Genomic DNA, 24,382 nt, shown 5'->3' with positions numbered 1-24,382 from the left:
GTGCACGCCGGACGCGCGCAAGCTCCTGGACGATCGCCACAGAGGACACCGCCTTACAGGGCCGTCGTGAGCGTGGTGGTGGCCGCCTCTGTCACAGGCGTAGGACGACCAGGGCGGTGTCGTCGGTGGCGCCGGCAGGTGGGGTCAGGTCGGCCAGGAGGGCGTCGGCGAGCGTTTCGGGATCGGCGCTCTGGTGGCGGGTGAGGGAGTCGGCAAGCCGGGTCAGGCCGACATCGATGTCCTCGCTGCGGCGCTCGATCAGCCCGTCGGTGTACAGCACAAGAGTGGCCCCCTCGGTGAACGCGGTCTCGGCCTGGGGGCGGGGGATGTGTTCGGGGCGGGCGCCGAGCGGGGGGTCGGTGGCCTGGTCGAGGAAGTCCACGGTGCCGTCGGGGTGCAGCAGGGCTGGTGGAAGGTGGCCGGCGCTGCTGTAGGCGATGGTGCGGTTGGTGCCGTCGATGACGGACAAGACGGCCGTTGTCGATTCCGCGCCGTCGACCGAGCGGGCGTACAGGCCGAGGGCTTCCAGGGCCTGGGCGGGGCCGTCGGCGACGCGGGAAGCGGCGCTGAGGGCGCTGCGCAGCTGGCCCATGACGCAGGCAGCGGCGAGGCCGCAGCCGACGACATCGCCGACGGCCACCGCGATGCGGTCGCCAGGCAGGTCGACGAGGTCGTACCAGTCCCCGCACACGTTCAGCCCCCCGACCGCCGGGCGGTAGCGCACTGCTGCGCGGTGATGCCTCACAGGCCCGGGGGCGGGCAGCATTGCCTCTTGTAGGCTCAGGGCGACTTCGTGTTCGCAGGCGTGGGCCTCACGTAGCCGTTCGTTGACCCCCTGGAGTTCCCCGGCCCGGGTGTACAGCTCGGCTTCCAGTACCGTCGGCCGGTCTCCGCTGCCTCGGGCGCTGAGGGTGCGAACTAGCTCGGTGATGTCCTCCTCCCGGTGCAGCAGCAGCGCCACCCGCCCGTCCGGGCCGAAGACGGGGACGTTGACCGGACTCCAGTACCGCTCCTCCCACACCCCGGGCCGGTCCGGGTACTCCACGTCGTAGCGGTGCAGCGTCATGGCGTCGCACTCCCCGGTGGCAGCCACCCACCGCAGCGATGCCTGCAGCTTGCGCATGCCGGTCACGGCGGCGTCCTTGGGGTCGTCGGGGAATGCATCAAACAGGTAGCGGCCTACCACCTGGTCACGGGTACGCCCCATGCTGCTCAGGAACGCCTCATTGACGTCGACGTACACCAGGTCCGTGGTGAACAAGGCCACCGCGCTCGGCAGCGCCTGGAATACCGCCTCGTAGTCGATCCCGGATGCGTTCACGATGCCACCTGCCCACGACGCTATGTCGATCGTGTGCTCTTTCACGATAGGCACCAGCGGCGCTCTGGGCAGGTCAGCACTCCAGGGCACCGCAACCGCTGGGCGTGGGCGCGGACGAAAACATCCCAAACCAGTACTTGACCGGCTCGTCCTCGCCCTCGGGCCATTGCGCGATCAGCCATGTCAGGCCGATGACACCGTCGGCCGCGGGCTTTGGACGGCGTCCCGCGAGCCGGATGCGCAGGAACATGAATCGGGAGGGCACCGCGGCCTTGGAGCCCTTGCGCCAGGTGGACCGTCACCGCCTTCTTACGCCCGGCAGCCAGGACGTGTTCACGCAGGTTGACCGGGCGGGTGCGGTAGCGGGGCAGCGGACGCGGGCCGAGTCGCGCACGCGAGCAACTGGGAAAGAGGCTTCGATCCCGGTGGATCAGTGTGGCGAAGTGCCGCAGTGCAGTGGGGATGTGGCCGCGGGGTCCGCGCAGGCCGAGGGGTGCCAGGTGGGATAGGGCGGGACGGAAGCCGGTGCACCAGATGATCGCGTCGGCTTCCGCGTGGGTGCCGTCGGCCCACTCCACACCGATTGTGGTGAGCCGGGTGAACAGGGACTGTAAAATGATCGGCTCTGTCGCACATCCGGTGGTGACGGACGGTGACGATGGCGGTGGATGGACCCACCGATCAAGGAGTCGCAGGTCCGCACGTTGCAGCGATCGCTGTGTGGAGTCGGCCGACGGGCACGGTGCCCGCCGATGTGAGCAGGCGTGCCGGGACGGCAGTCCCCACGGCAGCGCCGTCTGCTCGTGAAACATCGAGGTCAGGGCGTCGATCGCACGCCCTGCAACTGGCGGCGGCGGATACTCACACTCCGTCACCACCGGATGTGCGACAGAGCCAAACGATCGGTGTAACTCCTGATCAAGGAAGATGCACCGGTGATCAGTGAGAACGGAGCGTCGGACATCGCCGGTTCCGGTTCTTCCTCTGGAGCCCGCCTCTGCCCGGGCAGGGACAAAGGTCCCGGTGCGATGCCGGCGCCGGCACCAGCCACCACACGGTTCGGCGCCCCCGCCGCGCCGCCGACCGCTACCGGCGCTGTGGTGCGCAGCAGCGACAGCACCTCCTGAACGTCGCGGCGCAGGCCTTCGAGCCCGCCGTGTGCACCCAGCCCGTACCCGCCTTCACCCGACGACCCCGCACGTACTGCACCACTTGGTGCGCCCGCCGCGCCCCCCATCTCCGCCGCAAGTGCCTGCTCCCCGGCGGGCCCGGGCCTGCTGTTCCCCCAGCGGCACGAGCAGCGCCTGGAGCCCCCAGGAGACGCGGAGATTGTGAGCCTCACACCGCATTTGCGCAGGTAGACGCATTGCGCAGCAAGGCTGTGTGCGACTGTGAGAGGGAGCTCGCGGCTGCACTCTCCTGCGTTCCGGTCGCGGGCTTTACCGGGCCGCCGCTCGGCGCTTCCCCGTCCCCGGCCTTGGCGGTTGGGGACGGCTCGGGGGAGGCTGGAGAGGGGCTCAGGAGGTCGTCATGCGCGTCCAGGACATCCGGATCGGCGAGACCTACCAGGTCAAGGTCCCCCAGCGACTGCCGCCGGCTCTCCGCCACCGTATCCCCCGCACCCATGCCGATTTCGCCGCCGACATGCGACTTAACCTGCGCCGCGGCGACCGCTTCGACCTCACCGTCACCGGTACCGACCCCGAGGGCGCCACCGTCGACGGCTACGAGGCCACCACCACCAACCGGGTCACCCTGAGCCTCACCGCCGACCAGACCGTACTTCTGGACCTCCCCGCCGGCCCCGAGTACGAGATCGACGGCTTCGTCACCGACACCGACGGCAACGAGGTCACCCTCCCCGCCGCTAACACCTACACCGCCCTGCCCGCCGTCTGGCTGCATCCCCTCGAAGAACCCATCCCCCTCGCCCCCAGCACCGCCCGGTTCTACCGCGCCCGGGTACAGGCACAGGCCACCGGGATGACGGTCCAGGACGTTGCTCGCGCCGCTGAGGACGCACAGGAATACCAGCGCGACATCGCCGGGCAGGCACTGGACAGCTACCGAGCCGAGGAATGGCTCCGCACCGCCGAAGTGGAACACCAGGAATGGCGCCGGATCTCAGCACTCATGACAGACAAGGCAATGAAGACGTACACCCCGCAGAACGACCCGCAAGGAATGACACCCCACTCCTGAGAAGCACGCTCCCATACCCCTGACCGTCGCGGCTGAGATCGCTTCGCGCGCCAGTGCGCCAGGTCAGCTGCGCGGCCGTATCCAGTGAGGCGGACAGGAATCGTAGGTGTGCGCCGGCCGCCCCCGCGCGCTTTGAAATCTGTGAGTCTCACAGCCCATTTCCCCTGGTATTGCGTCCTGAACGCGAGAAGGAGTTGGTAGTAGGGCAGCTTCCGATAGCGATGCTGTGCGAAAGATGAAGGATTTGTGGCCCTTCGGAGTCGCCCTGTGGGGGGAGGCTTCAAACCGCCTCACGCTGCGTTGGCTGAAGACCGTCGTGGTGAGCGATGAGGAAAAGGCGTCGTATGAGGCGTCAGGTGGGGACCGGGAAGACGAACGTAAGTGAATCGCTGCTGACGTGTCGCAAGGAAAACAGACGACATCAAAACCGGGGTGCTACCTGAACTCCGGGATGAGCCTGGCGGGTGCCCGCTTATTGGCCAGGCGGTGTCCGGCATGCAGGCGACGTGAGCCCGGTCTGCGGCTTTCGCACGGAACAGGAGAAGGCGCGCTCTGATACTGCCCGCCGCGCTGCGGCGACGAGAGGGAGTGCCCCGAGCAGACGCAACTGTGAGGGGTCGAGTACCGAGGCAGAGCACGCTGGCGGACCGGCTCGTAGTAGCGCTGAGGCCCCTGTAATGGGGGCGGAGCAAAGGGGCCGGGTCGTTCGTGACTGAGTTGATCACATCAACCGGACGGTGTCCGGGAGGAGTGCGATGGGCCAGTTGAAGTCATCGACCAAACCGTTTGATATCTCGAAGTGGGAAGTCAAGGAGGCGTGGGAGGAAGTCAGGGCAAATAAAGGCGCACCGGGCGTAGACGGGCAGAGTATTGAAGACTTCGAGAAAGACCTGAAGAGTAACCTTTACAAGGTCTGGAACCGAATGTCGTCGGGCTCCTACTTCCCGCCGCCGGTGCGTGCGGTGGCCATTCCCAAGCCGCACGGCGGGGGCACAAGAATGCTTGGCATTCCCGCTGTCGCCGACCGTGTGGCCCAGACCGTGGTGGCACGGCATCTGATGCGAAGGGTGGAACCTGTTTTCCATCCGGACAGCTACGGATACCGGCCGGGACGGTCCGCTTTGGACGCAGTGGAACGGTGCCGGGAGCGCTGCTGGAAACGGAATTGGGTGGTGGAGTTCGACATCGCCCAGTTCTTCGACAGCGTGCCCTGGGACCTGCTGGTCAAGGCGGTGGAAGCGCATACCGACGCCGTCTGGGTGAACTTGTATGTGCGGCGGTGGCTCGAAGCGCCGCTCGCCATGCCCGACGGCTCCCTGCTGGAGCGGGAACGCGGGACCCCGCAAGGGGCCCCGGTGTCTCCCGTCCTGGCGAACCTGTTCCTGCACTACGCGTTCGATGCCTGGATGGACCGGGAGTTCCCGTCCGTCTGGTTCGAACGCTATGCGGACGACGCGGTGCTGCACTGCGTCACCGAGCGCCAGGCCCGCCAGGTGCTGGCGGCGCTCGCGGACAGGATGGCCGAGGTCGGGCTGCGTCTGCACCCGGCCAAGACCCGGATCGTCTACTGCAAGGACGGATTGCGCACGGGCTCCTACGAGCACACGGCGTTCACCTTCCTCGGATACACGTTCCGCGCCAGAAAGAACCGGAGTCGGCACGGGAACCTCTTCCTGGGGTTCGACCCGGCGATCAGCAAGGACGCCCTGAAGAAGATCAGCAGGGAGGTGCGGGGCTGGCACCTGCACACTCGCACCGATCTGACCTTCCAGGAGCTCGCTCGCAAGGTAAATCCCAAGGTTGCGGGCTGGATCAACTACTACGGCCGGTTCCGGCCCTGGGAGCTGATCCCTTTCATGACGCGCATCAACACCTACCTGTTGCGCTGGATCCGCAAGAAGTACAAACGGCTCGCGGCCAAGCGGAAGGCGCTGGCGAAGTTGCAGGAGATCGCTCGGCGATACCCCCGCATGTTCGCGCACTGGCGCCTCTCTCCGTCTCAGAGTGCCGTGTTGGTCTGATGATCAGGACGACAAGAGCCGTGTAACGGGAGACTGTTAAGCACGGTTCTGTGAGGGCCGGGGGATGAGATTCCCCCCGGCTACTCGGCGGTGCGCTGCCCTGTGAGGTGCGATAGGTGTGAGAGCAGCCGTCGGCCAGGGCCTGCGGCTGCTGCATGGTGCTGCTGCTGATCGTGGTGGTGGCTGGGATGGTGGTCCGTGGTGCAGCGCAGCATTTGCACGACCCGGGCGGGGCGAGGGTGCTGCTGCTCCGCAAGATGACCGCGCCGCAGCCCCCTACCTGATCGGCCTCCGCGACACGGCCGCATTGCTGACCGGATTCGCCCTCGCCGCCTGCACCTCCGAGGCACGGCTCCTCGGCTGGGCCGACGTCATCGAGGTCGAGCGGGGCCTCGAATTCCAGCTCTGGCGGCCGAAGGTCAACAAGGACGACGCGCACGGCGTACCGTACGGCACGTTCCCCGGCATCTGCCCCGTGGGCGGGCCCTTCGCGCGTGGGTGGCGAGCCAGGTCAGCTGGCGGCTGCCGAGGGCGGGCTGGGTGAGCTGGGCGTGGATCTGTCCGAGGCTGGGAGCCAGTACTCCGGGCATGTCGTGGGCCGTCGAGGCGGCGACGACCTGGTGCCACGAGGCGGCTTCGGTGTCCGAGGCGCGCTGGAGCGGAGTGACGTGTGCAGATGGGGACACTGTGATGGCTTTCGTGGTAGAGGTCGAGGGGCGTATTTCGGCCGGGCGATGGACCGCGAGGGCGGCGGGTGGTGAAGGTGTGTCAGGCCGTGGTGCCTGGACTCCAGCGGTCGAGAGCGGTGTAGGCCGGGATCCATCGGGCGGTGCAGGCGGCGTACGCGTGCGCGGACAGCTGAGCGAGGAGCCTCGTCATGGTCGGCTTGTCGGCGCCGTCCAGGAGCCACGGCAGCAGAAGTGGTGCGTCCTTGCCGATGTGCTGAGCATGGACCTGGCTGAAATGGGCCCACTGCTCGGCGGTCAGCGTCCGCCGCATCAGCGGGAAGGCCGTGTCCTCTTCGTGCTTGAGGTGTCCGTCCAGGCCGCGGGTCAGCGCGTCGGTGAGCTGGCCCAGCCGCAGCCGGTTGTCTCCGGGCTCGGTCAGCAGCTCGTCGATGGCCTGGATCACCGGAGCAATGGCGGCGTGCTCGGCCTCCATCACCTCCAGCAGCGCCAGGTCCTTCGGGCTGCCGGCCAGATTCTGACGCAGTGACGGCCACAGCGCGCCGTCCTCGGCAGTGTGGTGCGCGCGGAGGGCCTGTTTGAACAGTGTCCATCCGGCAGCGGTGGCCAGTACACCCACGGGGTCACGGTCCGCGGCGGTGGTGACCCGGTCGAGCTGGGCCAGTTCCCGGCGCAGGGCGCCATGCATCGCGTACATCATGGTCAGGTCGATGGCGTCGCTCATCGGGCCGGACGAACGCGGCGTTCTTCACGGATCCTCATGCGTGCATGCATGTCTCAAACGATCTTGCGATCCGCGCATATGATCAAGCCAAACTTCCACGCGGTTCGATAACCGCTGGGTTATCGACACGGGGGCGGGGGCCGGTGGAGCTGCGGGACATCGAGATCTTCCTCGTACTGGCGGAGGAGCTGCATTTCGGCCGGGCCGCACAGCGGCTGCACGTCTCCCCGGCACGCGTCAGCCAAGCCATCAAGAAGCAGGAGCGGCGCATCGGGGCCGAGCTGTTCGCCCGCACCAGCCGCACGGTTCGTCTGACGGAGGTCGGCCGGCAGTTCCGCGACGACCTACAACCGGTCTACGCGGGCCTGCACGAATCCCTGGAGCGAGCCCAGCTGGCGGCCCGCGGCATCACCGCACAGCTCCGCGTCAGCCTGATGCCCTTCAACGTCGTCGATCTGCACCCCTACTGGAAGGCGTTCCGCGCGCGCCACCCGCAATGGGGCCTCCAGATCCGCCAGGTAACCTTCACCGATCCGTTCGGCCAGCTCCGCAGCGGCGCCATGGACGTCATGATCGTCTGGCTGCCGGTGGAGGAGCCGGACTTCACCGTCGGGCCGACCTTGTGCACCGACTCGCGAGTCCTTGCCGTGGCCGCCGACCACCGGCTCGCGGCACGGGACTCCATACCGGTAGAGCTGCTCGCCGAGTTCCCACACGCCACTGCCCTCGGCATGCCGGACTACTGGGAGGACAGTTACCTGCCTTTCTCCACCCCACGCGGCCGTTCGATCGAGCGCATCACGGCCGCGGCCTCGGACAACGCCGATCAGCTGATCAGCCACATCGGCATGGGCGACATCATCCATACCTTCCCCGGCCATGTCACCAAATACTGGGGCATGTCGAACATTCGATTCCTCCCCGTCCCCGAGATGGCCACCCTGACCTTCGCTCTGGTCTGGCGGACCGAAGCCGAAAACGACCTCATCCGCGCCCTGGCCGACACCGTGCGCGACCTGGGTGTATTCCGCTTCTGACGCAGCCTGCCGACTCCACCACGTCGTAGGCGCCGCAGCCTGGCGGATCGTTCACCAGGCCCTCGACAGCGGGCTCCCAGGTAGCTGCGGCGGGCGACCTCCTCTGACGGTACGAGCGAAGGACCGGAGCGTGTGGACGCCGTTCGACGACGCCCGGATCCCCCAGGCCTTGCAGTCGTTGCGGTTCCCGGCGAGCGGCCGGCCGACCACGACGACCAGTCGGGTGTCGGCGTCGATGACGACCTGGTGGTTGGTGGAGTACCGGTAGTTCTAGGACTGCTCGGCCACGGAGTGGTCGCGGGTGGGGACCAGGGTGCCGTCCACGATGAGCACGGTGCCCTTGGCGAACCGCTTGCGGGGCTGGAGAGCAAGCATCGGCCCGAGGTGGTCGATGATCCGGTCCGCCGCCGACTTGGACACCCCGAACAGCGGGGCGAGCTGCCGCATCGTCAGGTTCGTGCGCCAGTACGCCGCGACCAGCAGGGCCCGGTCCTCCAACGGCAGGCCCCACGGCCGTCCCTTGCGGACCGCGTCCGCACCCTCGCGCCGCAGAACTGTCACCAGCTTTCCGAACTGCCGCGGGCTCAGCCCGGTGAACGGGGCTATCCAGGACGGCTCGGACGCCGTGATCACACCAGCCACAGCGAGATCGTCTCAAAGATCGACGGCATGGCACGATGACCGCCATGTCAGGTCAGGTCTGGGTGTCACTCATATCGCTGGGCGGCGTTGTCCTCGGCGGCTCGTTGTCCTACCTCGTCCAGCACAGAACTCAACTCTCGGCGGAACGCGCTGAACAGCAACGGCAGCAGATCGCCTTGTCGGAGGCCCGGCGCGGGGAACGGCTGGCGCTGCTGGAGCGGTTCATCGAGGTGGGGGCCGAGGCCGAACGCTCCGCCTTTAGGACTTGTCCGGCCGATCATGTGACGTGCCCACCGGCTGATCGTTCCGTTCGCCATGGAGCCCGGCGATCTCACGGACACGGACACGGACGTGGGCCTGGCTGGGCTCGTGCGCGCCTTGCTGGATCGGCACGAGTCCTGGTTGGCAGTGGCGGGTTGTAGCCTCGGCCCATGGCAATCACTGACGAGATGATCACACGACTGCGGTCTGGTGCGGTGGCGGGCGATGCCCATGCCGCACTGCAGTTGGGACGATTGTTGTGTCTGACGGCATCGGATCCACAGGAGCCCGGCGACGGTGAGCCGACCTGGCCTGAGGAGCACTGGCTGCGCGTCGCTTTGGAGGCGCACCCCAATGACGTCGAGGCCCTGACGATGTTGACCGGGCGTGTGGCCCAGCAGATCTCCTACTGATCAATTTCCATCCTGATTTCGCAGGTCACGGGGCTGGCGTGAGTCGATGGCGGGGTACTCGGGCTGGTCTGGAACATGATCGGTAGCAGGTGATCGATTGCCACGGGCCTCGTTCGCGGAAGTCGCCGTACGGGCGGTTGTCTCCTCGTAGGGTCCGGAAGGAAGATCCGGCCCGGGGAGGGGAAGTTCATGGTGGATGTACTGACATGGACGGTGGAACGGCGGGTCCTGCTGGCCGACCGCGCCGAGCGGCTGCGTAAGGAACTCGCCGAGATCGATGTCGAGGTGGCCCGGCTGGAGGCCGCGGAGGTGGTGTTCGGCCAGTACGCCGAGGCGACGGACGGCGGCAGGCGGGACGATCCGGTGGTGGAGCCCGATCCGGTGGAGCCGGATCCGCCGGCGACGCAAGCGTCGGGAGCCGGCGGGATGCTGCTCGTGCCGCACCGCGTCGAGGAGATGAGCGAAGAGGTGCTGCCCGCCGACTATCAGCGGATTGTGCAGGTGGTCGCGGGTGCGTCCGACGGGCCGGTCAAGACCCGAGAGGTGTGCGAGAAGCTGGGGCTGGGCGTGCTGCCCGCGCAGACCGAGGCGATGCGGGGCAAGCTGAGGCGGCTCGCGGACCGGGGCTGGCTGCACCGCACCCCGTCAGGCCGCTACGGACCGCGCTGACACCAGCCCGGCATCCGGCCGCAAAGTGGCCGATTCCTGCCACAACGCGAGGGCCCCCGGCGGGAGTTGGCGTGTTTTGTGAAGAACAACCAGCCCGCCGAGGGCTCTCAGGATGCTGTCTACCAGGTTCGCCTTCCGGTGTCGAAGTCGACCATCGACCTCGTCGCCGACCTGATACGCAAGCAGCGCAAGAGGCTGGGCACCCGCTGGCGCAAGGTCACCCCGGGAACCCAAGCGATCATCGTGCTCGCCGTTCTCCGTCATGACCAGCGCCTTCTGGACATGGCCGGCGGCAACGACGTCTCCGCCTCGACCGTGCGCCGATGGGTGATCGAAGTGATCGGCCTGCTCTCTGCCCGCGCCCCGCGCCTGGACCGGGCCCTGAAGAAGATCGCCGACGATGGCGGGGTGGTCGTCCTGCTGGACGGCACTCTCGTGCGCACCCGCCGCCGCACCGGGACAGAGAACCGCAAGAACTACAGCGGGAAACACAAGTCCCATGGCCTGCTGTTTCTTGCGCTCACCGACGAGAAGGGCAACCTGATCTGGATCTCCGCGGCCAAGCCCGGGCGGTCCAGCGAGATCACCACCGCCCGCCACAGCAAGCTCACCGAGCATCTCCGCGAGGCCAAACTCGGGGCCCTGGCCGACCTCGGCTTCGTCGGCCTGGACGACGACCCTGACAACCCGGTGATCATCACCGGCCGCAAGGCCACCCGCAACCACCGGCTCACCGACGCCGAGAAGGAGGCCAACCGCCTGCTCAGCCATGAACGCGCCGCCGTCGAGCACGGCTTCGCAAACCTGAAGACCTGGCGATTCCTCAGCAAGGTCCGTATGAACACCCGCCACGCGACCACCCTCCTGCGGGCCCTACTCGTCCTGGCGAACAGCGAAGTGCAGAGGCGTTGTTGCCGCATCTGGACGAGCGTCAGCGCCGGTTGGCTATGGGGGCGGAGGCCCGGTCGTTGGGGCATGGAGGGATCCGGGCAGTGGCCCGTGCGGCCGGGGTGCGCGAGGGCACTGTCTCGCGTGGAGTGGCAGAACTGGATTCCGGGGTGGGCCCGTTGGGCCGGGCCCGCCGGGAGGGCGGAGGCCGCAAGCGTGCGGTGGATCTCGATCCTGGGCTGCGGCCTGCCCTGCTGGCCCTCGTCGAGCCGGACATGCGGGGTGACCCGATGTCGCCGCTGCGCTGGACGACGAAGTCGACCCGCCACCTGGCCGACGAGCTGACCCGGCAGGGCCACCGCATCTCAGCGGAGACCGTGGCCGACCTGCTGCGCGAGGAAGGTTTCAGCCTGCAGGGCAACGCCAAGACCGTCGAGGGCAGGCAGCACCCGGACCGCGACGGCCAGTTCCGCTATATCAACGAGCGGGCCAAGGAGCACCAGGCTGCGGGGGACCCGGTGGTCAGCGTCGACACCAAAAAGAAGGAAGTTGTCGGCAACTACAAGAACGCCGGCGCCGAGTGGCACCGTGAGGGCGGACCGGTCCAGGTACGGACGCACGACTTCCCGGACCCGGAGCTGGGCAAGGCCATCCCGTACGGGATCTACGATCTGGCAGCGAACACCGGATGGGTCAGCGTGGGCACGGACCACGACACCGCCGCGTTCGCCGTGGAGTCCATCCGCCGCTGGTGGAACAGCCAAGGGCGCGACGTCTATCCGCACTCCCGGCGGCTGCTGATCACCGCGGACGCGGGCGGCTCGAACGGCTACCGCACCCGCGCCTGGAAGGCCGAACTGGCCGCTCTGGCCCTGGAGACCGGCCTGGAAATCACCGTCTGTCACTTTCCACCAGGTACTCAATGCCGTTGTTTGACTACTGAACTATCGCCGCCTGCAGTGTGATGGTTCTGGCGGGTACGTGGCGTGGTGGGGCTTTCGGTTTGTTCTTCGGCCGGTAGGAGTACAGCGAGTTGGGCCGTTTGAGGAAGCGGTCTGCCTCTCGCAGTCGGCGGGTGCCGTTGTCGAGTTTCCGGCGGACCTTCGCCGCCAGTGCGGTCAGGAACCTGCGGATCTTCGGCGGGGTGTCGGCGAGCTGGCGGACCACGCTGCGTCGGGTGTGCTTGAGGACCTTAACGAACGAGATGCGGTCCGGATCGATGCCGTTGCTGTCGGCGAGTTGCATGATGATGCCGGTCAGGCAGTGGTGCACGACCAGATGCGCCCACACTTCCTGGCGCACCAGCTGTGGGTCGGTGGATCGCAGAACTTCCTGCCGGCCCCGCTGGAAGGTCTTGATCTGCCGATAGGCCGATTCCACCTCCCACCTTTCGTGATACAGGACCGCTAACTCCCTTGCTGGGTAGGCGTCGTTGTCGAAGAGGTCGGTCAGTAGCCGGATCACTTCGCCCCCGTCGACGCGGTACTCGATCACGCGCACCAGCACACCGCCCGGATGGGCGCCCTTCTGCCCCGCGAGGTTCATGCGCGCCAGGTAGGTGCCGTCCGGCAGGTGTCGTACCGGGCGGTGTGCCACACACGAACGGGCCCGCAGCAGCAGGTGGGCACCGGCGCCGATATACGCCTTCCACAACTCCACCCCGGGGAACCCCCGGTCCATGATCACGAGCATCCCGGAGGCCGAGGCAGCCATCGCCACAGCTGGGTCGCGTTCACCACTGTTATAGCCGCCCACCCTGGCGTCGATGGAAGAATGCGTGCCGGTCTCGGTCAGCGTCACGACTCTCACCTGCGGAAACCCGCCCGGTTTCCCGCTGGAGTCCTTCGGGCCGCCGAAGGCGCGCCGGTTGGCCTCGTTATCCGGCACGTCCAGCAGAAACCCGTCGACCGCAGCGAGACGCATCCCCCGGTAGAAAGACCCGGCCAGCCCCGCAGGGGCCAGCGGGCCGGCCAAGCGGTGGAAGATCCGCTCAACAACCTCCGGTCCCAGGCGCTCCCGAGCCCGGGTGAAAGACGCCTTGTGTGGGATACACCCGCTCAACTCCTTCATTCCACCCACTAGTTGTTCTGCCACATCGTCGTAGGAGTCCTGATGGAAGAGCGCAAGTGCGAGTGCGAAATAGACCATGAACCCCGCCGGCAACGCTCCCGGCCGACGGTCCCGTTTGCGACACTCCGACAGGACCTCGTCCACCAACTCGGGCGTCACCCACTGCGTGATCAAGCCCAACCGCACTCGTTCAGATACCCCGCTCCATGGATGCACACCCCGCATAACGGCGCGACGCTCAGTCCGTCACCACCAACTCAATGAACCTTCAAACAACGGCATTGACCAGGTACTTCAAAATGGAACAAGGTGGAGCACAGGCTGTTCTCCCACATCACGATGAACTGGCGCGGCAGGCCCCTGACAAGCCACGAAGTCATCGTGAACAGCATCGCCGCGACGACCACCGGCACCGGGCTGACGTTGCACGCCGAACTCGACACCACCGCCTACGAGACCGGAGTCCGGATCGTCGACCGGCAGATGGATGCCCTGCCCCTGCACCGCCACGAGTGGCACGGCGACTGGAACTACACGCTGCGGCCCGAGGCGTATGACCAAGTCAGTGACGTACCGGACCCCTTCGACCAGCCCAGCCCCGACCTTGCGTGGCTGTGTCACCCGGCCCTGACCGGAATGCCGACCGAGGAGTGGGACACGCTGATCACCACACTCACTGCCCTCCACGAGGACCAGCGGGAAGCGCACCTGGACAAACGGCGCGGTCACCGGCCCCGCCTGGCGGCCCCGGGCACCGGACGGCGCCCCGTCCTCACCCTCGCCGACCGGCTCCTGGCCACCCTCCTCCATTACCGGCTCGGGCTCCCGCAGGTCGCCGTCGCCCGCCTCTTCACCGTCACGCCCTTCACCATCAACCGGCGCATCCGCGACATCCGCCAACTCCTCAGCACGGCGGGACACATCATCCATCGCACTGACCAGCAACTCACCACCCTGGAGCACCTTTACGACCACGCGAGCGCGGTAGGCATCACCGTCCCGCTCAAGATCAAGACAGCGAGTTAATGATCCGCAAGCCCTAAGGGCCCGTAAAGAATCAACACGTTGGTTTGGTCTCTGTCGTGAGGGTCGTGCCGTGTGCGGTGGCGTGGACGAGGAGTCCTGCCAGGGTGCTGAGGTGTGCTGCTGGGGGCTGGGGTGTGTGCGCGTGCTGGTCCATCAGTCGTCGGATCTCGCTGGTGGTGTGGCGGATGGTGTCCTTGCTGACGTCGAAGAGGTGGGCCAGCACTGTAGGCGGCAGAGCGAGGTTTTGTTGCAGCACGGTGGCCAGGACCCGGTCGGCCAGGTCGAGTTTGGCTTTGCGGCCGCCGCCCGGGGCCCGGCGCCTGGTGCCGCCGTCGCGTCGGGTGGCCGGGTCCTGTTTCTGCAGCGCCTGCCAGCCGGGGGTCAGGGTCTCGGTCAGCTCGGTCAGTGCGGTGCAGGTCATGCCGGTCAGTACGGGATGTGACAGGGCACCACGGTCGAAGACCGCCGTCGGCCCGGGCGTCGGCCTGGTAGGGCCTGCCGGGCTGGCGGGGCGGGGGTGCACGGTGTAGTTCCATTCGCCGTGGAAGGCATGCCCGGTGACCGGCACCGCGTTCAGCTCGGCGTCGCTGACCTTCACACCGGTGGGATAGGTGCCGGTGTCGAGTTCCGCCTGGACGGTGAGACCAGTGCGGGTGGTGGTCGCGGCGATGGACTGCACGACGACCTCGTGGCTGTTCAGCGGTCTGCCGCGCCAGTTCATGGTGATCGCGGAGAACAGCCGATGCTCCACCTTGTTCCAGTGTGTCCTGAATGCAGAGGGGAATTCGATGTAGGACGAGTTTCTTGAAGCAGTGCTGCGTGACCGATGAAGGATTGGCCCTTCGAAGTCGCCCTGCGGGGGGAGGCTTCAAACCGCCTCATGCTGCGTTAGCCGAAGACTGTCGTGGTGAGCGATGAGGAAAAGGCGTCCAAGAGGCGTCAGGTGGGGATCAGGGAGACGAACGCAAGTGAATCGTTGCTGACGTGTCGAAAAGATTCCGACGACATCAAAACCGGGAAGCTTGGAACCGTCCCGGGATAAGCCTGGCGGGAGCCCGCCGACTGGCTAGGCGGTGTCCGGCATGGAGACGACGTGAACCTGATCTGCCGCGGTCATGTGGAACAGGAGAAGGCGCGTACCGATACAGCCCGTCCTGGTAGGGCCGGGCGAGAGGGAGCACCCCGAGCGGTTGTGCCGCGAAGGGGCCGAGTACCGACGCGAGACGTGCCGGCGGACCGGCTCGTAGTAGTGGAGAAGCCCCTGTAACGGGGGTGGAGCGAAGGGGCCGGGTCGTCCGTGACTGTGTTGATCGCATCAACCGGACGGTGTCCGGGAGGAGTTCGGTGAGCCAGTTGAAGTCACAGGCCAAGCCGTTTGAGATTTCTAAGTGGGAAGTCAAGGAAGCATGGGAGGAAGTCAGGGCTAACAAGGGAGCGCCGGGAGTGGACGGGCAGAGAATCGCCGAATTCGAGAAGGACCTGAAGAACAATCTCTATAGGGTCTGGAATCGGATGTCGTCGGGCTCCTACTTTCCTCCGCCGGTGCGTGCGGTGGCCATTCCTAAGCCGCATGGCGGCGGTGAGAGGATCCTCGGGATTCCTGCCGTCGCTGATCGTGTGGCTCAGACCGTAGTGGCCCGGCATCTGGTGCGGAGGGTGGATCCTATTTTCCATCCGGACAGTGAACCGCCCCGGCTCGAATGGAGACTCGATTTCATGAAAGGATCGAGTCATGGCACGACCTTCCCGTTACCCGCTTGAGCTCCGCCGCCGCGCGGTGCGCATGGTCGCCGAGGTGCGCGACGACTACCCGAACGAGACGGCCGCTCTGCAGGCGGTGACCGAGAAGCTCGGTATCGGGTCCCGCGAAACACTGCGGAACTGGCTGAAGCAGCACGAGATCGACGCAGGCACGCGGCCGGGGACGACGACGGAGGAGTCCGCTCAGCTCAAGGCGTTGAAGAAGGAGAATGCCGAACTCAAGCGGGCGAATGAGATCCTGAAGGCCGCGGCGAGTTTCTTTGCGGCCGAGCTCGACCGGCCACACACACGCTCGTAGCGTTCATCGACGAGCACCGGGACCGCTTCGGCGGCGTCGAGCCGATCTGCAGGACGCTCACCGAGCACGACTGCAAGATCGCCCCTTCAACCTACTACGCCAACAAGAAACGACAGGCCGCTCCGTCAACACGTTCAGTGCGGGACGCGGAGCTCAAGGAGCTGATCAGCCAGGTCCACACCGCCAACTACCGTGTCTACGGGGCCCGGAAGATCTGGCGCGAGCTGAACCGGCAGGGGCATACCGCAGCCCGCTGCACCGTCGAGCGTCTCATGCGCGAACTCGGCATCCAGGGCGCGATCCGCGGCAAACGCGTGATCACCACGCTCCCCGGCGGGCAGGTCGACCGGGCCCCGGACCGCCTCGACCGTGACTTCGCCGCCCAGGCCCCGAACCGGTGCTGGGTGGCGGACTTCACCCACATCAAGACCTGGTCCGGCGTCGTCTATGTCGCGTTCGTCTTGGATACCTTCTCCCGCCGGATCGTCGGCTGGTCGGCCGCCACCGTGAAGGAGACCGTCTTCGTCCTGGACGCCCTGGAGATGGCCATCTGGCAACGTGACCGCGACCAACACCCCATACAGCCAGGTGAGTTGATCCATCACTCGGACGCCGGGTCGCAGTACACGAGTTTCAGGCTCGCCGAGCATCTGGACGCCGCCGACATTGCCGCCTCCATCGGCTCGGTCGGCGATGCCTACGACAATGCCCTGATGGAGAGCGCGATCGGCCTGTACAAAACCGAGTTGATCAAACCCCAGCGGCCCTGGAAGACACTCTCCCAGGTCGAGCTCGCCACCGCCGAGTGGGCCGACTGGTACAACCATCGCCGGCTCCACGGAGAGATAGGGCACATCCCACCCGTCGAGTACGAAACCAACTACTACACGGAACTCACGAAACCCCAGGTCACAACCACAATCTGAGATCTCTACCGAACCCGGGGCGGTTCACAGCTTCGGATACCGGCCCGGACGGTCCGCCTTGGATGCCGTGGAGAAGTGTCGGGAACGCAGCTGGAAACGGGACTGGGTTGTCGAGTTCGACATCTCACAGTTCTTTGACAGTGTGCCCTGGGGCCTCCTGGTCAAGGCGGTGGAAGCGCACACCGACGCCGTTTGGGTGAAATTGTATGTGCGGCGGTGGCTTGCCGCCCCGCTCAAGATGCCCGACGGCACCCTGCTGGAGCGGGAGTGCGGGACGCCACAAGGAGCCCCGGTTTCTCCCGTCTTGGCGAACCTGTTCCTGCACTACGCGTTCGACGTATGGATGGCCAGGGAGTTCCCTGCTGTCTCGTTCGAACGCTATGCGGACGACGCGGTCGTGCACTGCGTCACCGAGCGCCAGGCCCGCCAGGTGCTGGCCGCGCTCTCGGACAGGATGGCCGAGGTCGGGCTGCGTCTGCACCCGGCCAAGACCCGGATCGTGTACTGCCAGGACGGATTGCGGCGCGGCTCGTACGAGCACACGTCTTTCACGTTCCTGGGGTTCACGTTCCAACAGCGCCAGATGCGGGACAAGAACGGCCGCATCAGATGGTCGTTCCGTCCCGCGGTCAGCAGGGACGCCCTCAAACGACTCGGCGAGGAGGTCCGCTCCTGGCGGCTCCACCGGCGGGTCAACCTCACCGTGGAAGAACTCGCGCAGCGGATCAATCCGATCGTCGCGGGCTGGATGCAGTACTACGGCCGGTTCTACCGATCGGCCTTGTATCCACTTCTGATGCGCATCAACGCCTACCTGGTGCGCTGGCTCCGCAACAAGTACAGACGGTTTCGCGCGATGAGGAAGGCCATCGCGGCCTTCCAGCGGGCAGCCAAGCGCCGCCCGGGGATGTTCGCGCAGTGGAGATGGGTCAGTTCCCCCTCCTTGGCCTGGTGATCAGGACGACAAGAGCCGTATGACGAGAGATCGTCACGTACGGATCTGTGGGAGCCGGAGGGTGCGAGTCCCTCCGGCTACCCGACCTTCGATGTGCCCGGCGGCATGTGGCAGACCGTGACGGCCAGGCCGGTCCGGGCGGCGAACGCGGCCAGCTCGGTCTTGAAGGCCCGGGTGCGGTAGCCGTTGGAGCCGCCGGCATCGGCAGTGATCAGCAGACGTCTGGCCTGCGGGTAGTCGAGGCTCCCTTGCCCGTTCCACCAACGGCGGATCGATTCGACCGCGAAGGCTGCGGTGTCGTGATCCGTACCGACATTCACCCAGCCGGTGTCCGCCGCCAGATCGTAGATGCCATAAGGCAGGGCCTTGCCCAGTGCATCACCGGGGAAGTCATGGACGTCAACCCGCACGGGTTCACCGGCCGGCCGCCACTGACGTCCCACATTCTTGAACTCCCCAACGACTTCCTTCTTCTTCGTGTCCACACTGACCACCGGCTCGCCCTCCGCCTGATGGTCCTTGACCTGGTCGTTGATGTACCGGAACTGCGCGTCCCGGTCGGGGTGCTGAGCGCCCTCAAGGGTCTTGGCATTGGCCTGCAGACTGAAACCGTTCTCCCGCAGCAGCCTGCCCACGGTCGGCGCTGACGCGGCATGGCCTGCCGCGTCAGCTCCCCGGCCAAAGACCGCAGCGACTTGGTCGTCCACCGCAGCGGCGACATCGGATCGCCCCGCTCATCCGGCTCGACCAGCGCCAGCAACGCTGGAACGAGCAGCCGGTCAAGCTTCTCGGCGCTCTTGCGACCGCCGCCGTCCCGGCGGACCCGGCCATCGGGCAGTGGGTCCTCACCGCCCTCCAACTCGAAGACACCCTTCCGCACCGTCGTCTCGCTCACCCCTGCGGCACGCGCGACGGCCCGAACCCCGCCGTGCCCCAGCAGCCGGGCCTCGGCGGCCAGCGCCAGCCGCTGCTGCCGCTCATTCAGATGAGGGAACAACACTCCGAATCTCAGGGCAAGTTGGTCACGAACCTCGCTCGGTATGCGCATACCACACCAACGACAGGGAGGTCGTGAAGCAACGTGTTGATTCTTTACGGGCCCTAACCGGCAGGAACGGCCGCAACCGTTCCCACTCGGCATCACTCAGATCACCCCGCCCCATGCCCACACCAACGACCCGGACACGGCGCAGTCACATGATCGACCGGATAAGTCCTAGGCGGCGAAGGCGTCGAGCTGGATGCCGGCGGGGTGATCCCCCGGGGCCTGCCAGCGGATCCAGCGGCCGTCGACGGTGTGCTCCCAGCCGGCGTCGGCCAGCGGGCGCGTGGCCTCGCCGATGGTCGCTTCCGAGACCTGGCTGCCCGCTGCGATCTCCGCCGCGTCAGCGGAGGCGAGGCTGTCGAGGAGTACACGCATGATCTCCACTGGGACCGTGGTGATCGCGGTGGCGTGCCACAGGCGCTCGCCGACCGGGCTCTTGTACGCGGCGATCTTCCAATGGGTGTCGTCGGGGTCGGCTTCGTGGACGAACTCCGCGCGCAGGACGAGAGATTCGTGGACGGCGTGGGTGGTCTCGTCCGACCAGGTTTTTTCCCTGTCAAGTTCAGCATGTTGAAGTCGGACGGAGATCGGAAGGGAGAGTAGAACCGTCTGGTCCTGTGTAAACCATGTGTCCGGTAGTGCCGTGCGGTGCCTTGTAGCATCTGAGAATCGTTCACCGCAGGGGGAATCTTGATCGAACTGTCCGAGATGATCCGTGAGTTGAGGCAGCAGCTGGCTGAAGCCCTGGCCGATGGGGAGGGCGAGACCGTGCGCTTCGAACTCGGGCCGGTGGAAGTGGAGGCGACTGTCGCCGTCAGCCGGGAGGCAGGCGGGGACGCCAAGGTGCGACTGTTGGTTATCGATGCTGGAGCGAACGGCAAGTACGCGCACGCCGAGACACAGCGCATAACGCTCACCCTGACACCGAAGACCGTACCGGCGGACGGCGGTGTCCCGGGCACGGCGCTGATCGCGGGCGACGAGGTCGAGGGTGAGCGCTGAGCAGGGGCTGGTTCCGGATCGGGTCGCCGAGGTCATGGTCACCCTACCGGGAGGGGGTGCGGGCAGGCGCGGCTCGGGCTGTCTGGTCGTGCAGGGGAAGGTGCTGACTGCCGCTCATGTGGTGGAGGGCGCAGAAATTGTCCGGGTGCGCTTCCAGGCCGACCGGCCGGGGGAGCAGGCCGTCGATGCAGCCGTGGAGTGGCGGCATGAGGGTGTCGACATCGCTGTTCTGAGGCTCACCGAGAACGACGGCATCGATCTCCCGCCGGTCCGGTTCGGTCGCCTCGGCGAACAGGACGCCGTACTCCGCTGCACCGCGCTGGGCTTCCCGCGCTTCAAGCTCCGTACGGACGAGACCGGTTCACGCATCCGGGATGCCGAGCACATTCAACGGGCTGCTATCCATGGCGGATGCGGCCGAGAAGGGCAATACCATGCGCACTCGAGCCTTCACCCTCGTTGCCGCAGTAGTGGCGTCGGTGACTGTCCTGACCGGTACCGCTACGGCGGCCCCGGCGGACTTGAACGCTCCCTATGCCCGAGCCGCTGCCCGGGTGGGCGCGGACGGAACGCTCCTGGCGACCAAGAACGTCTCGTCGGCGGCGCGGTTCAACGGTCAGTCCGCTGGCTACTACTGCGTGCAGGTGTCCGACCCCACCGTTGACCTGCGCAACGCGGCAGTGGTCGCCACGGTCAACAATTACCGGGCCGTGATCACCGCCATCCCGAACAGCAACTGCAACGGCCTGACCCGTACCATCACGGTCGTGACGACCGACTCCAACAACAACCTGAGGGACGTTCCGTTCACGGTCGCCGTTCTGTAGCCGACGATCCGGGAAGCACCTGGTCGGCAAGCCCGCCCGCCGACCGGGTGTGACCGATTCCAGCGACACCCCGGCATCACCGGCATGGCTTACTGACCGTTTCAGAACGAGATTCTGAGCGACCCATGCCTCAAGGTCTTCTGCCCCGCCAGCGCGCCAGGCTGGCGGAGGAGTGTGCGGCGTCGGCATGGCCCTTCGCGAGGTGGCGGCAGCGCGCCAGCGTCGGTGACCGCGTTGGCTACGGCCTCTACTCGGTGGACGAGTAATTCCGACTTACCTCGTCGTGGTCTGCCACGACGAGGCCCAGGTGCATCGCCAGCCGCAGGCAGCCGCCGCCTCGCGGGACGCGGGATGTTCAACGTCCCCCGCTCCACGGTCTACCGACACCTCGACCGCGAGAAGACCGTGCCCCGCCAGCCGAAGAAGACCGCCGCGGCAAAGCCCTGAAAGCTACCGGCGGGTTACTTGCTTCCTGGTGTCCGAGCTAGGACTACGGGGCCGACCGGGCCCGCGCCCGCCGGCCTTCGCCAGCACCCAGCCGGACGGGCGGCGCGGCCCCAGCGCCTGCTGGACGACCGTGGGCGGCTCCAGGTACTCGGTGGGCACGGCGTCGTACAAGACGCCGTCCACGGGCAGTACGTGCTCCGGCGCCCGCACCCAGACCGGTACTTGGCAGGCTCCACACTGTCCCCGGCCCCGTTGCGGTAGGCCGGGAGACCGACCTCGTACAGCCAGTCGTCGCGCAGCTGGCGCCGGGACCACAGGTGCGCAACGACCGCCTGGTCCCCGGGCAGCAGCACCCGGATGGGAACCGGCACCGGCTCGGGGGTGGAGGACGTCGTCATGCCTCCCACCGTACGGACGGACGCCGATGTGTCTTTGCACGGTAGTTGGCCAGCCGTCCGCCGAGCGGCACAGGTCTGAGTCGAAACGTTGACTGCTATCTGGCCAGAACGTTGATCGGTAGTTGGCCACTCGGGGCCCCGGACCGCGGGGTTTCCCACAGAAGACCGATGGAGTGACTGAGCGGTCGAGGTCGGCTGATGAATTGCTCCGCCTGGCGGGAGGGACGAGGAGCAGCCGGCCCGAGTGCGAAGGAGCCCTGACGGCTCGTGTAGGCCGTCAGGGCTTCGTGTCGTGTGCCGCCGGGGTGAGGCCGGCTGGGGCGTGGGGGTCAGGGTTGCGGTCGCAGGACCTTCCAGAAGGCGACGTCGGCGTTGGCGCGGTTGGAGTAGGCGCTGGTGTCCACGTCGTACCGGGCGCCGGTCGCGGTGCTGACGTCGTTGGTGTCCAGGAAACCGCCCCTGTTGTGGTAGGTGCTCCACAGCTGGACGGTGTCGTTGAAGCGGACGAGGCCGTCCAGGGGCGCGGAGGTAGTGTCGAAGATCTGCCAGCGGCTGCTGTTCTCGTCGCGGTCCTTGCCCCAGGCGGTGGTGACGTCGTAGATGCCGCCGGAGCTCTGTTGGGCAGCGCTGGCTGCGCCGTTGACGTCCAGGTAGCCGCCGTTACCGTCCCAGAGATTGCGCAGGTAGATGATGTCGCCGCTCTTGACCGGTGCGCCGGCGGCCTGGCAGGAACCGGAGACGATCTCCCAGGTACCGGTGCCCGGCGCGCGCGTGGCGGTGGGGGCTGTGGAAACTGCCAGCTTGGCCCCTGGCGCGCTGGAAGTGCCGTTGGTGTCGAGGTAGCCCCCGTCGCCCTGATAGAGGTTCTGCAGGTGCAGTCGGTCGCCGTAACGCAACTCGTTCGCCATCACTGGTTCCTCTCTTCGGTGGATCCGCGCTGAGCCGGTTCCCGCGCTGGTGAGCAGGCGGGGCCCGACACTTCGGATGGTGTCGGCGGCAGCGACGGCGCGCCCGGGCGATACATGCAAAGCACACCTTCAGATGAATTGCACTGATAGCGTGCGTACTGGGCGAACGGTCTTTTCAGGACAAAGGTGCGAGCGGGTGCATCCTCTTGTCGGCCGCGTGCGGACACGGAAGAGGTGGCGGATGGGACCCGCCCCGCGCCCTTCGGTGTATGTAGAACTGGCCAGCCAGAGGTCCAGGAACCGGAGTCATGTGTGGGATAGCGCGAGTTCATAGGCCCCCAATCAGCTCACCAACTGCGGTGCATAGCACCACAAGCAAGGCGCTACGCGTCAGCAGGCCGGCACCACCGGCTGCGGCCGGTGAACATCGGCTCCCGCCGCGGGCAGCGGGACACGGGCGGCCTGTTGAGGACGTCGCCTCAGCGAAGGTCGGGGAGATCCGGTGACCGCCAGAGACCCGTCTTTCGTCCTTCGGGTCTCCTTGAGTGTCAGTTGTGGAGAGGAGAAGAGCAGCGCACTGCTGTGGTACAGCTCGTACTGATACGACGTGGTCCGCTCCAGGTCGCGCCGCTGCATTCACCCCAAGGCGGCGGAGCGCTGGGCGGCTTTCGCCGGTGGGAGTTGGACCGACTACTTGGCCATCGTCCGAATGAAGGACTGTCAGGAGAAATCCGGGTCGTCCAGGTCGGAGGCATGAACCGGCACTCGTGTCGATCCCCCCTGGGCGGGACAGCACTTCCAGCCGAAATGCTCCGGGCCGAGCCGCTCCAGCTCTCCACCCCGCAAGGCGACAAGAAACGAAACATTGATTTACTGGCTTGTTTGGTAATAGAGCAAGCATGCACCCGCCTTATCAGCTCATCAAATCCTCGAAGATGGAAGCCAACACCGGTTCGATGAAGGGGATTTCGGCATGGCGGATTGGGTGAAGGTCGCAGGCAGTCTCACCGCGATTTCGGCGGGGTCCAGGACAACCGTGTGGGGTGTGAACGCGGCGAGCAGCATCTTCCGGTACACCAACTACGACGCCAACCCGTGGATCAACATCGTGGGGGCGCTGAGTGACATCGGCGCTGCGGCGGACGGCACCGTGTGGGGTGTCAACGGCGGCAACCAGATCTTCCGGTACGCCGGGGACCAGGGGGCTTCGAACCCGTGGGTGAACATCTCCGGCAGCCTGGTCCGCATCGACGCGGGATCCCGGACGAATGTGTGGGGGGTCGACTCCGCCAGCGCCATCTACCGGCACACCAACTACGACACCAGCCCGTGGATCAAGATCCCCGGGGCGCTGAGTGACATCGGCGCGGGCGCCGACGGCACCGTGTGGGGTGTCAACGGCGGGAACCAGATCTTCCGGTATACCGGGGACCAGGACAGTTCGAACCCGTGGGTGAACGTCTCCGGCAGCCTCAAGCGCATCGCGGTGGGCTCCCGGACGAATGTGTGGGGCGTCGATCCCGCCGGCAGCATCTACCGGTACACCAACAACGACGCCAGCGGCGTCAACCCGTGGATCAAGATCCCCGGCACCGCCACCGACATCGCCGCTGGTGCCGACGGCACCGTGTGGCACATCAACAGCGGCGCCGAGATCTACCGGTACACCGGAGACCAGCCGAGCTGATTCCCGCTCCGCCATCCTTGCGGGCCCCTGCGTCTCCAACCCCACCTCGGCACCGATCGAGGTGTCGGTCATGGCCAATCCACACATCGCCGAGGCGGCGCTTCCGTCCAAGTGGGAGTGGGATCCCCCACGGCCTGCCGCCAGGCCATGGGACGGCGGTGGGCCCCC

The 24,382-nt window shown here is 66.7% G+C and carries 19 protein-coding genes and 10 pseudogenes; 18 read left to right on the top strand and 11 right to left on the bottom strand.

The window, feature by feature from the left end; genetic code table 11:
* Positions 1-91: 91 nt before the first annotated feature.
* From NRF20_RS06470 to NRF20_RS06460, 3 genes and pseudogenes are all read right to left on the bottom strand, one after another.
* Positions 92-1,324 (bottom strand): PP2C family protein-serine/threonine phosphatase, encoded by a 1,233-nt coding sequence (locus NRF20_RS06470; RefSeq protein ID WP_413754534.1) that lies wholly within the window; start codon positions 1,322-1,324, stop codon positions 92-94.
* Between the two features lie 70 nt (positions 1,325-1,394).
* Positions 1,395-1,571, bottom strand: coding sequence for a hypothetical protein (locus NRF20_RS06465; protein WP_413754707.1), 177 nt, complete (start codon positions 1,569-1,571; stop codon positions 1,395-1,397).
* Positions 1,572-1,776: 205 nt separating this feature from the next.
* Positions 1,777-1,926, bottom strand: a pseudogene (locus tag NRF20_RS06460) (pyridine nucleotide-disulfide oxidoreductase); the annotation flags it as partial.
* A 925-nt stretch (positions 1,927-2,851) separates the two neighbouring features.
* Here NRF20_RS06460 and NRF20_RS06455 point away from each other — a divergent pair.
* From NRF20_RS06455 to NRF20_RS06440, 4 genes are all read left to right on the top strand, one after another.
* Positions 2,852-3,523, top strand: coding sequence for a hypothetical protein (locus tag NRF20_RS06455; protein ID WP_266354620.1), 672 nt, complete (start codon positions 2,852-2,854; stop codon positions 3,521-3,523).
* 755 nt (positions 3,524-4,278) lie between these two features.
* Entirely contained in the window at positions 4,279-5,544 is a 1,266-nt protein-coding gene (ltrA, locus tag NRF20_RS06450; protein ID WP_413752190.1) for a group II intron reverse transcriptase/maturase, read from the top strand.
* Between the two features lie 155 nt (positions 5,545-5,699).
* Positions 5,700-5,828, top strand: coding sequence for a hypothetical protein (locus tag NRF20_RS06445; protein ID WP_398635302.1), 129 nt, complete (start codon positions 5,700-5,702; stop codon positions 5,826-5,828).
* Positions 5,829-5,851: 23 nt separating this feature from the next.
* The gene (locus tag NRF20_RS06440) at positions 5,852-6,088 is read left to right on the top strand and encodes a hypothetical protein (RefSeq protein WP_398635301.1); all 237 of its coding nucleotides are present in this window, start codon (positions 5,852-5,854) and stop codon (positions 6,086-6,088) included.
* 224 nt (positions 6,089-6,312) lie between these two features.
* On the opposite strand, the gene NRF20_RS06435 is transcribed toward NRF20_RS06440, so the two are convergent.
* Complete coding sequence (locus NRF20_RS06435) at positions 6,313-6,954, bottom strand: hemerythrin domain-containing protein (protein WP_398635300.1); 642 nt, start codon at positions 6,952-6,954, stop codon at positions 6,313-6,315.
* A 143-nt stretch (positions 6,955-7,097) separates the two neighbouring features.
* Here NRF20_RS06435 and NRF20_RS06430 point away from each other — a divergent pair, with 143 nt between their 5' ends.
* A complete protein-coding gene (locus NRF20_RS06430; protein WP_393704787.1) occupies positions 7,098-7,991 on the top strand; it encodes a LysR substrate-binding domain-containing protein in 894 nt (297 codons plus the stop codon).
* Positions 7,992-8,153: 162 nt separating this feature from the next.
* Here NRF20_RS06430 and NRF20_RS06425 read toward each other — a convergent pair.
* Positions 8,154-8,633 (bottom strand): annotated as a pseudogene (locus tag NRF20_RS06425) (transposase family protein); the annotation flags it as partial.
* 35 nt (positions 8,634-8,668) lie between these two features.
* Here NRF20_RS06425 and NRF20_RS06420 point away from each other — a divergent pair.
* From NRF20_RS06420 to NRF20_RS06400, 5 genes and pseudogenes are all read left to right on the top strand, one after another.
* Positions 8,669-8,893, top strand: a pseudogene (locus NRF20_RS06420) (hypothetical protein); the annotation flags it as partial.
* A gap of 171 nt (positions 8,894-9,064) precedes the next feature.
* Entirely contained in the window at positions 9,065-9,307 is a 243-nt protein-coding gene (locus NRF20_RS06415; RefSeq protein ID WP_398635299.1) for a hypothetical protein, read from the top strand.
* Positions 9,308-9,496: 189 nt separating this feature from the next.
* A complete protein-coding gene (locus tag NRF20_RS06410) occupies positions 9,497-9,976 on the top strand; it encodes a hypothetical protein (protein WP_413752189.1) in 480 nt (159 codons plus the stop codon).
* 282 nt (positions 9,977-10,258) lie between these two features.
* Positions 10,259-10,855 (top strand): annotated as a pseudogene (locus tag NRF20_RS06405) (transposase family protein); the annotation flags it as partial.
* A 68-nt stretch (positions 10,856-10,923) separates the two neighbouring features.
* A pseudogene (locus NRF20_RS06400) lies at positions 10,924-11,784 on the top strand (ISAzo13 family transposase); the annotation flags it as partial.
* Positions 11,785-11,800: 16 nt separating this feature from the next.
* Here NRF20_RS06400 and NRF20_RS06395 read toward each other — a convergent pair.
* Positions 11,801-13,108 (bottom strand): IS4 family transposase, encoded by a 1,308-nt coding sequence (locus NRF20_RS06395; protein ID WP_413751934.1) that lies wholly within the window; start codon positions 13,106-13,108, stop codon positions 11,801-11,803.
* 111 nt (positions 13,109-13,219) lie between these two features.
* Between NRF20_RS06395 and NRF20_RS06390 the strand changes: the two are divergent.
* Positions 13,220-13,960 (top strand): annotated as a pseudogene (locus tag NRF20_RS06390) (ISAzo13-like element transposase-related protein); the annotation flags it as partial.
* 31 nt (positions 13,961-13,991) lie between these two features.
* Here NRF20_RS06390 and NRF20_RS06385 read toward each other — a convergent pair.
* Positions 13,992-14,720: pseudogene (locus tag NRF20_RS06385) on the bottom strand (ISAzo13-like element transposase-related protein); the annotation flags it as partial.
* Between the two features lie 584 nt (positions 14,721-15,304).
* On the opposite strand from NRF20_RS06385, the gene NRF20_RS06380 reads away from it, so the two are divergent.
* From NRF20_RS06380 to NRF20_RS06370, 3 genes are all read left to right on the top strand, one after another.
* Positions 15,305-15,721, top strand: coding sequence for a hypothetical protein (locus tag NRF20_RS06380; RefSeq protein ID WP_413752188.1), 417 nt, complete (start codon positions 15,305-15,307; stop codon positions 15,719-15,721).
* Positions 15,693-16,945, top strand: a protein-coding gene (locus tag NRF20_RS06375) for an IS3 family transposase (RefSeq protein WP_413752187.1) whose coding sequence is annotated in 2 segments (ribosomal slippage) — positions 15,693-15,975 and positions 15,975-16,945 — 1,254 coding nt in all. Because the reading frame shifts where the segments join, the coding sequence is not laid out codon by codon here. The genes NRF20_RS06380 and NRF20_RS06375 overlap by 29 nt, the downstream gene beginning before the upstream one ends.
* 1 nt (position 16,946) lies before the next feature.
* Positions 16,947-17,900: a reverse transcriptase domain-containing protein gene (locus NRF20_RS06370; protein ID WP_413754533.1), complete on the top strand. Its 954-nt coding sequence runs from the start codon at positions 16,947-16,949 to the stop codon at positions 17,898-17,900.
* An 86-nt stretch (positions 17,901-17,986) separates the two neighbouring features.
* Here the strand turns inward: NRF20_RS06370 and NRF20_RS06365 are convergent.
* Positions 17,987-18,948 (bottom strand): annotated as a pseudogene (locus NRF20_RS06365) (ISAzo13 family transposase); the annotation flags it as partial.
* A gap of 168 nt (positions 18,949-19,116) precedes the next feature.
* The gene (locus tag NRF20_RS06360; RefSeq protein ID WP_413754532.1) at positions 19,117-19,446 is read right to left on the bottom strand and encodes a DUF317 domain-containing protein; all 330 of its coding nucleotides are present in this window, start codon (positions 19,444-19,446) and stop codon (positions 19,117-19,119) included.
* A 189-nt stretch (positions 19,447-19,635) separates the two neighbouring features.
* On the opposite strand from NRF20_RS06360, the gene NRF20_RS06355 reads away from it, so the two are divergent.
* From NRF20_RS06355 to NRF20_RS06345, 3 genes and pseudogenes are all read left to right on the top strand, one after another.
* Positions 19,636-19,947: a trypco2 family protein gene (locus NRF20_RS06355; RefSeq protein WP_398634638.1), complete on the top strand. Its 312-nt coding sequence runs from the start codon at positions 19,636-19,638 to the stop codon at positions 19,945-19,947.
* Between the two features lie 34 nt (positions 19,948-19,981).
* Positions 19,982-20,362, top strand: a pseudogene (locus NRF20_RS06350) (trypsin-like peptidase domain-containing protein); the annotation flags it as partial.
* A 19-nt stretch (positions 20,363-20,381) separates the two neighbouring features.
* Entirely contained in the window at positions 20,382-20,774 is a 393-nt protein-coding gene (locus NRF20_RS06345; RefSeq protein WP_413754706.1) for a hypothetical protein, read from the top strand.
* A 498-nt stretch (positions 20,775-21,272) separates the two neighbouring features.
* Here NRF20_RS06345 and NRF20_RS06340 read toward each other — a convergent pair.
* Both NRF20_RS06340 and NRF20_RS06335 read right to left on the bottom strand, forming a co-directional pair.
* Positions 21,273-21,619: pseudogene (locus tag NRF20_RS06340) on the bottom strand (hypothetical protein); the annotation flags it as partial.
* Positions 21,620-21,948: 329 nt separating this feature from the next.
* Positions 21,949-22,527 (bottom strand): hypothetical protein, encoded by a 579-nt coding sequence (locus NRF20_RS06335; RefSeq protein ID WP_398634620.1) that lies wholly within the window; start codon positions 22,525-22,527, stop codon positions 21,949-21,951.
* Positions 22,528-23,500: 973 nt separating this feature from the next.
* Here NRF20_RS06335 and NRF20_RS06330 point away from each other — a divergent pair.
* Complete coding sequence (locus NRF20_RS06330) at positions 23,501-24,214, top strand: tectonin domain-containing protein (protein WP_398634621.1); 714 nt, start codon at positions 23,501-23,503, stop codon at positions 24,212-24,214.
* Positions 24,215-24,382 lie beyond the last annotated feature (168 nt).

This window comes from Streptomyces sp. R-74717 (assembly GCF_047305335.1).
Taxonomy (GTDB): Bacteria; Actinomycetota; Actinomycetes; order Streptomycetales; family Streptomycetaceae; genus Streptomyces; species Streptomyces atratus.
This window is presented reverse-complemented; position numbering and strand designations above follow the sequence as displayed.

Bases quoted from the DNA above. Each gene is read 5' to 3' on its own strand.
- NRF20_RS06465 (WP_413754707.1), bottom strand. From the start codon at position 1,571: ATGTTCCTGCGCATCCGGCTCGCGGGACGCCGTCCAAAGCCCGCGGCC.
- NRF20_RS06455 (WP_266354620.1), top strand. From the start codon at position 2,852: ATGCGCGTCCAGGACATCCGGATCGGCGAGACCTACCAGGTCAAGGTC.
- ltrA (WP_413752190.1), top strand. From the start codon at position 4,279: ATGGGCCAGTTGAAGTCATCGACCAAACCGTTTGATATCTCGAAGTGG.
- NRF20_RS06445 (WP_398635302.1), top strand. From the start codon at position 5,700: ATGGTGCTGCTGCTGATCGTGGTGGTGGCTGGGATGGTGGTCCGTGGT.
- NRF20_RS06435 (WP_398635300.1), bottom strand. From the start codon at position 6,954: ATGAGCGACGCCATCGACCTGACCATGATGTACGCGATGCATGGCGCC.
- NRF20_RS06415 (WP_398635299.1), top strand. From the start codon at position 9,065: ATGGCAATCACTGACGAGATGATCACACGACTGCGGTCTGGTGCGGTG.
- NRF20_RS06410 (WP_413752189.1), top strand. From the start codon at position 9,497: ATGGTGGATGTACTGACATGGACGGTGGAACGGCGGGTCCTGCTGGCC.
- NRF20_RS06345 (WP_413754706.1), top strand. From the start codon at position 20,382: ATGCGCACTCGAGCCTTCACCCTCGTTGCCGCAGTAGTGGCGTCGGTG.
- NRF20_RS06335 (WP_398634620.1), bottom strand. From the start codon at position 22,527: ATGGCGAACGAGTTGCGTTACGGCGACCGACTGCACCTGCAGAACCTC.
- NRF20_RS06330 (WP_398634621.1), top strand. From the start codon at position 23,501: ATGGCGGATTGGGTGAAGGTCGCAGGCAGTCTCACCGCGATTTCGGCG.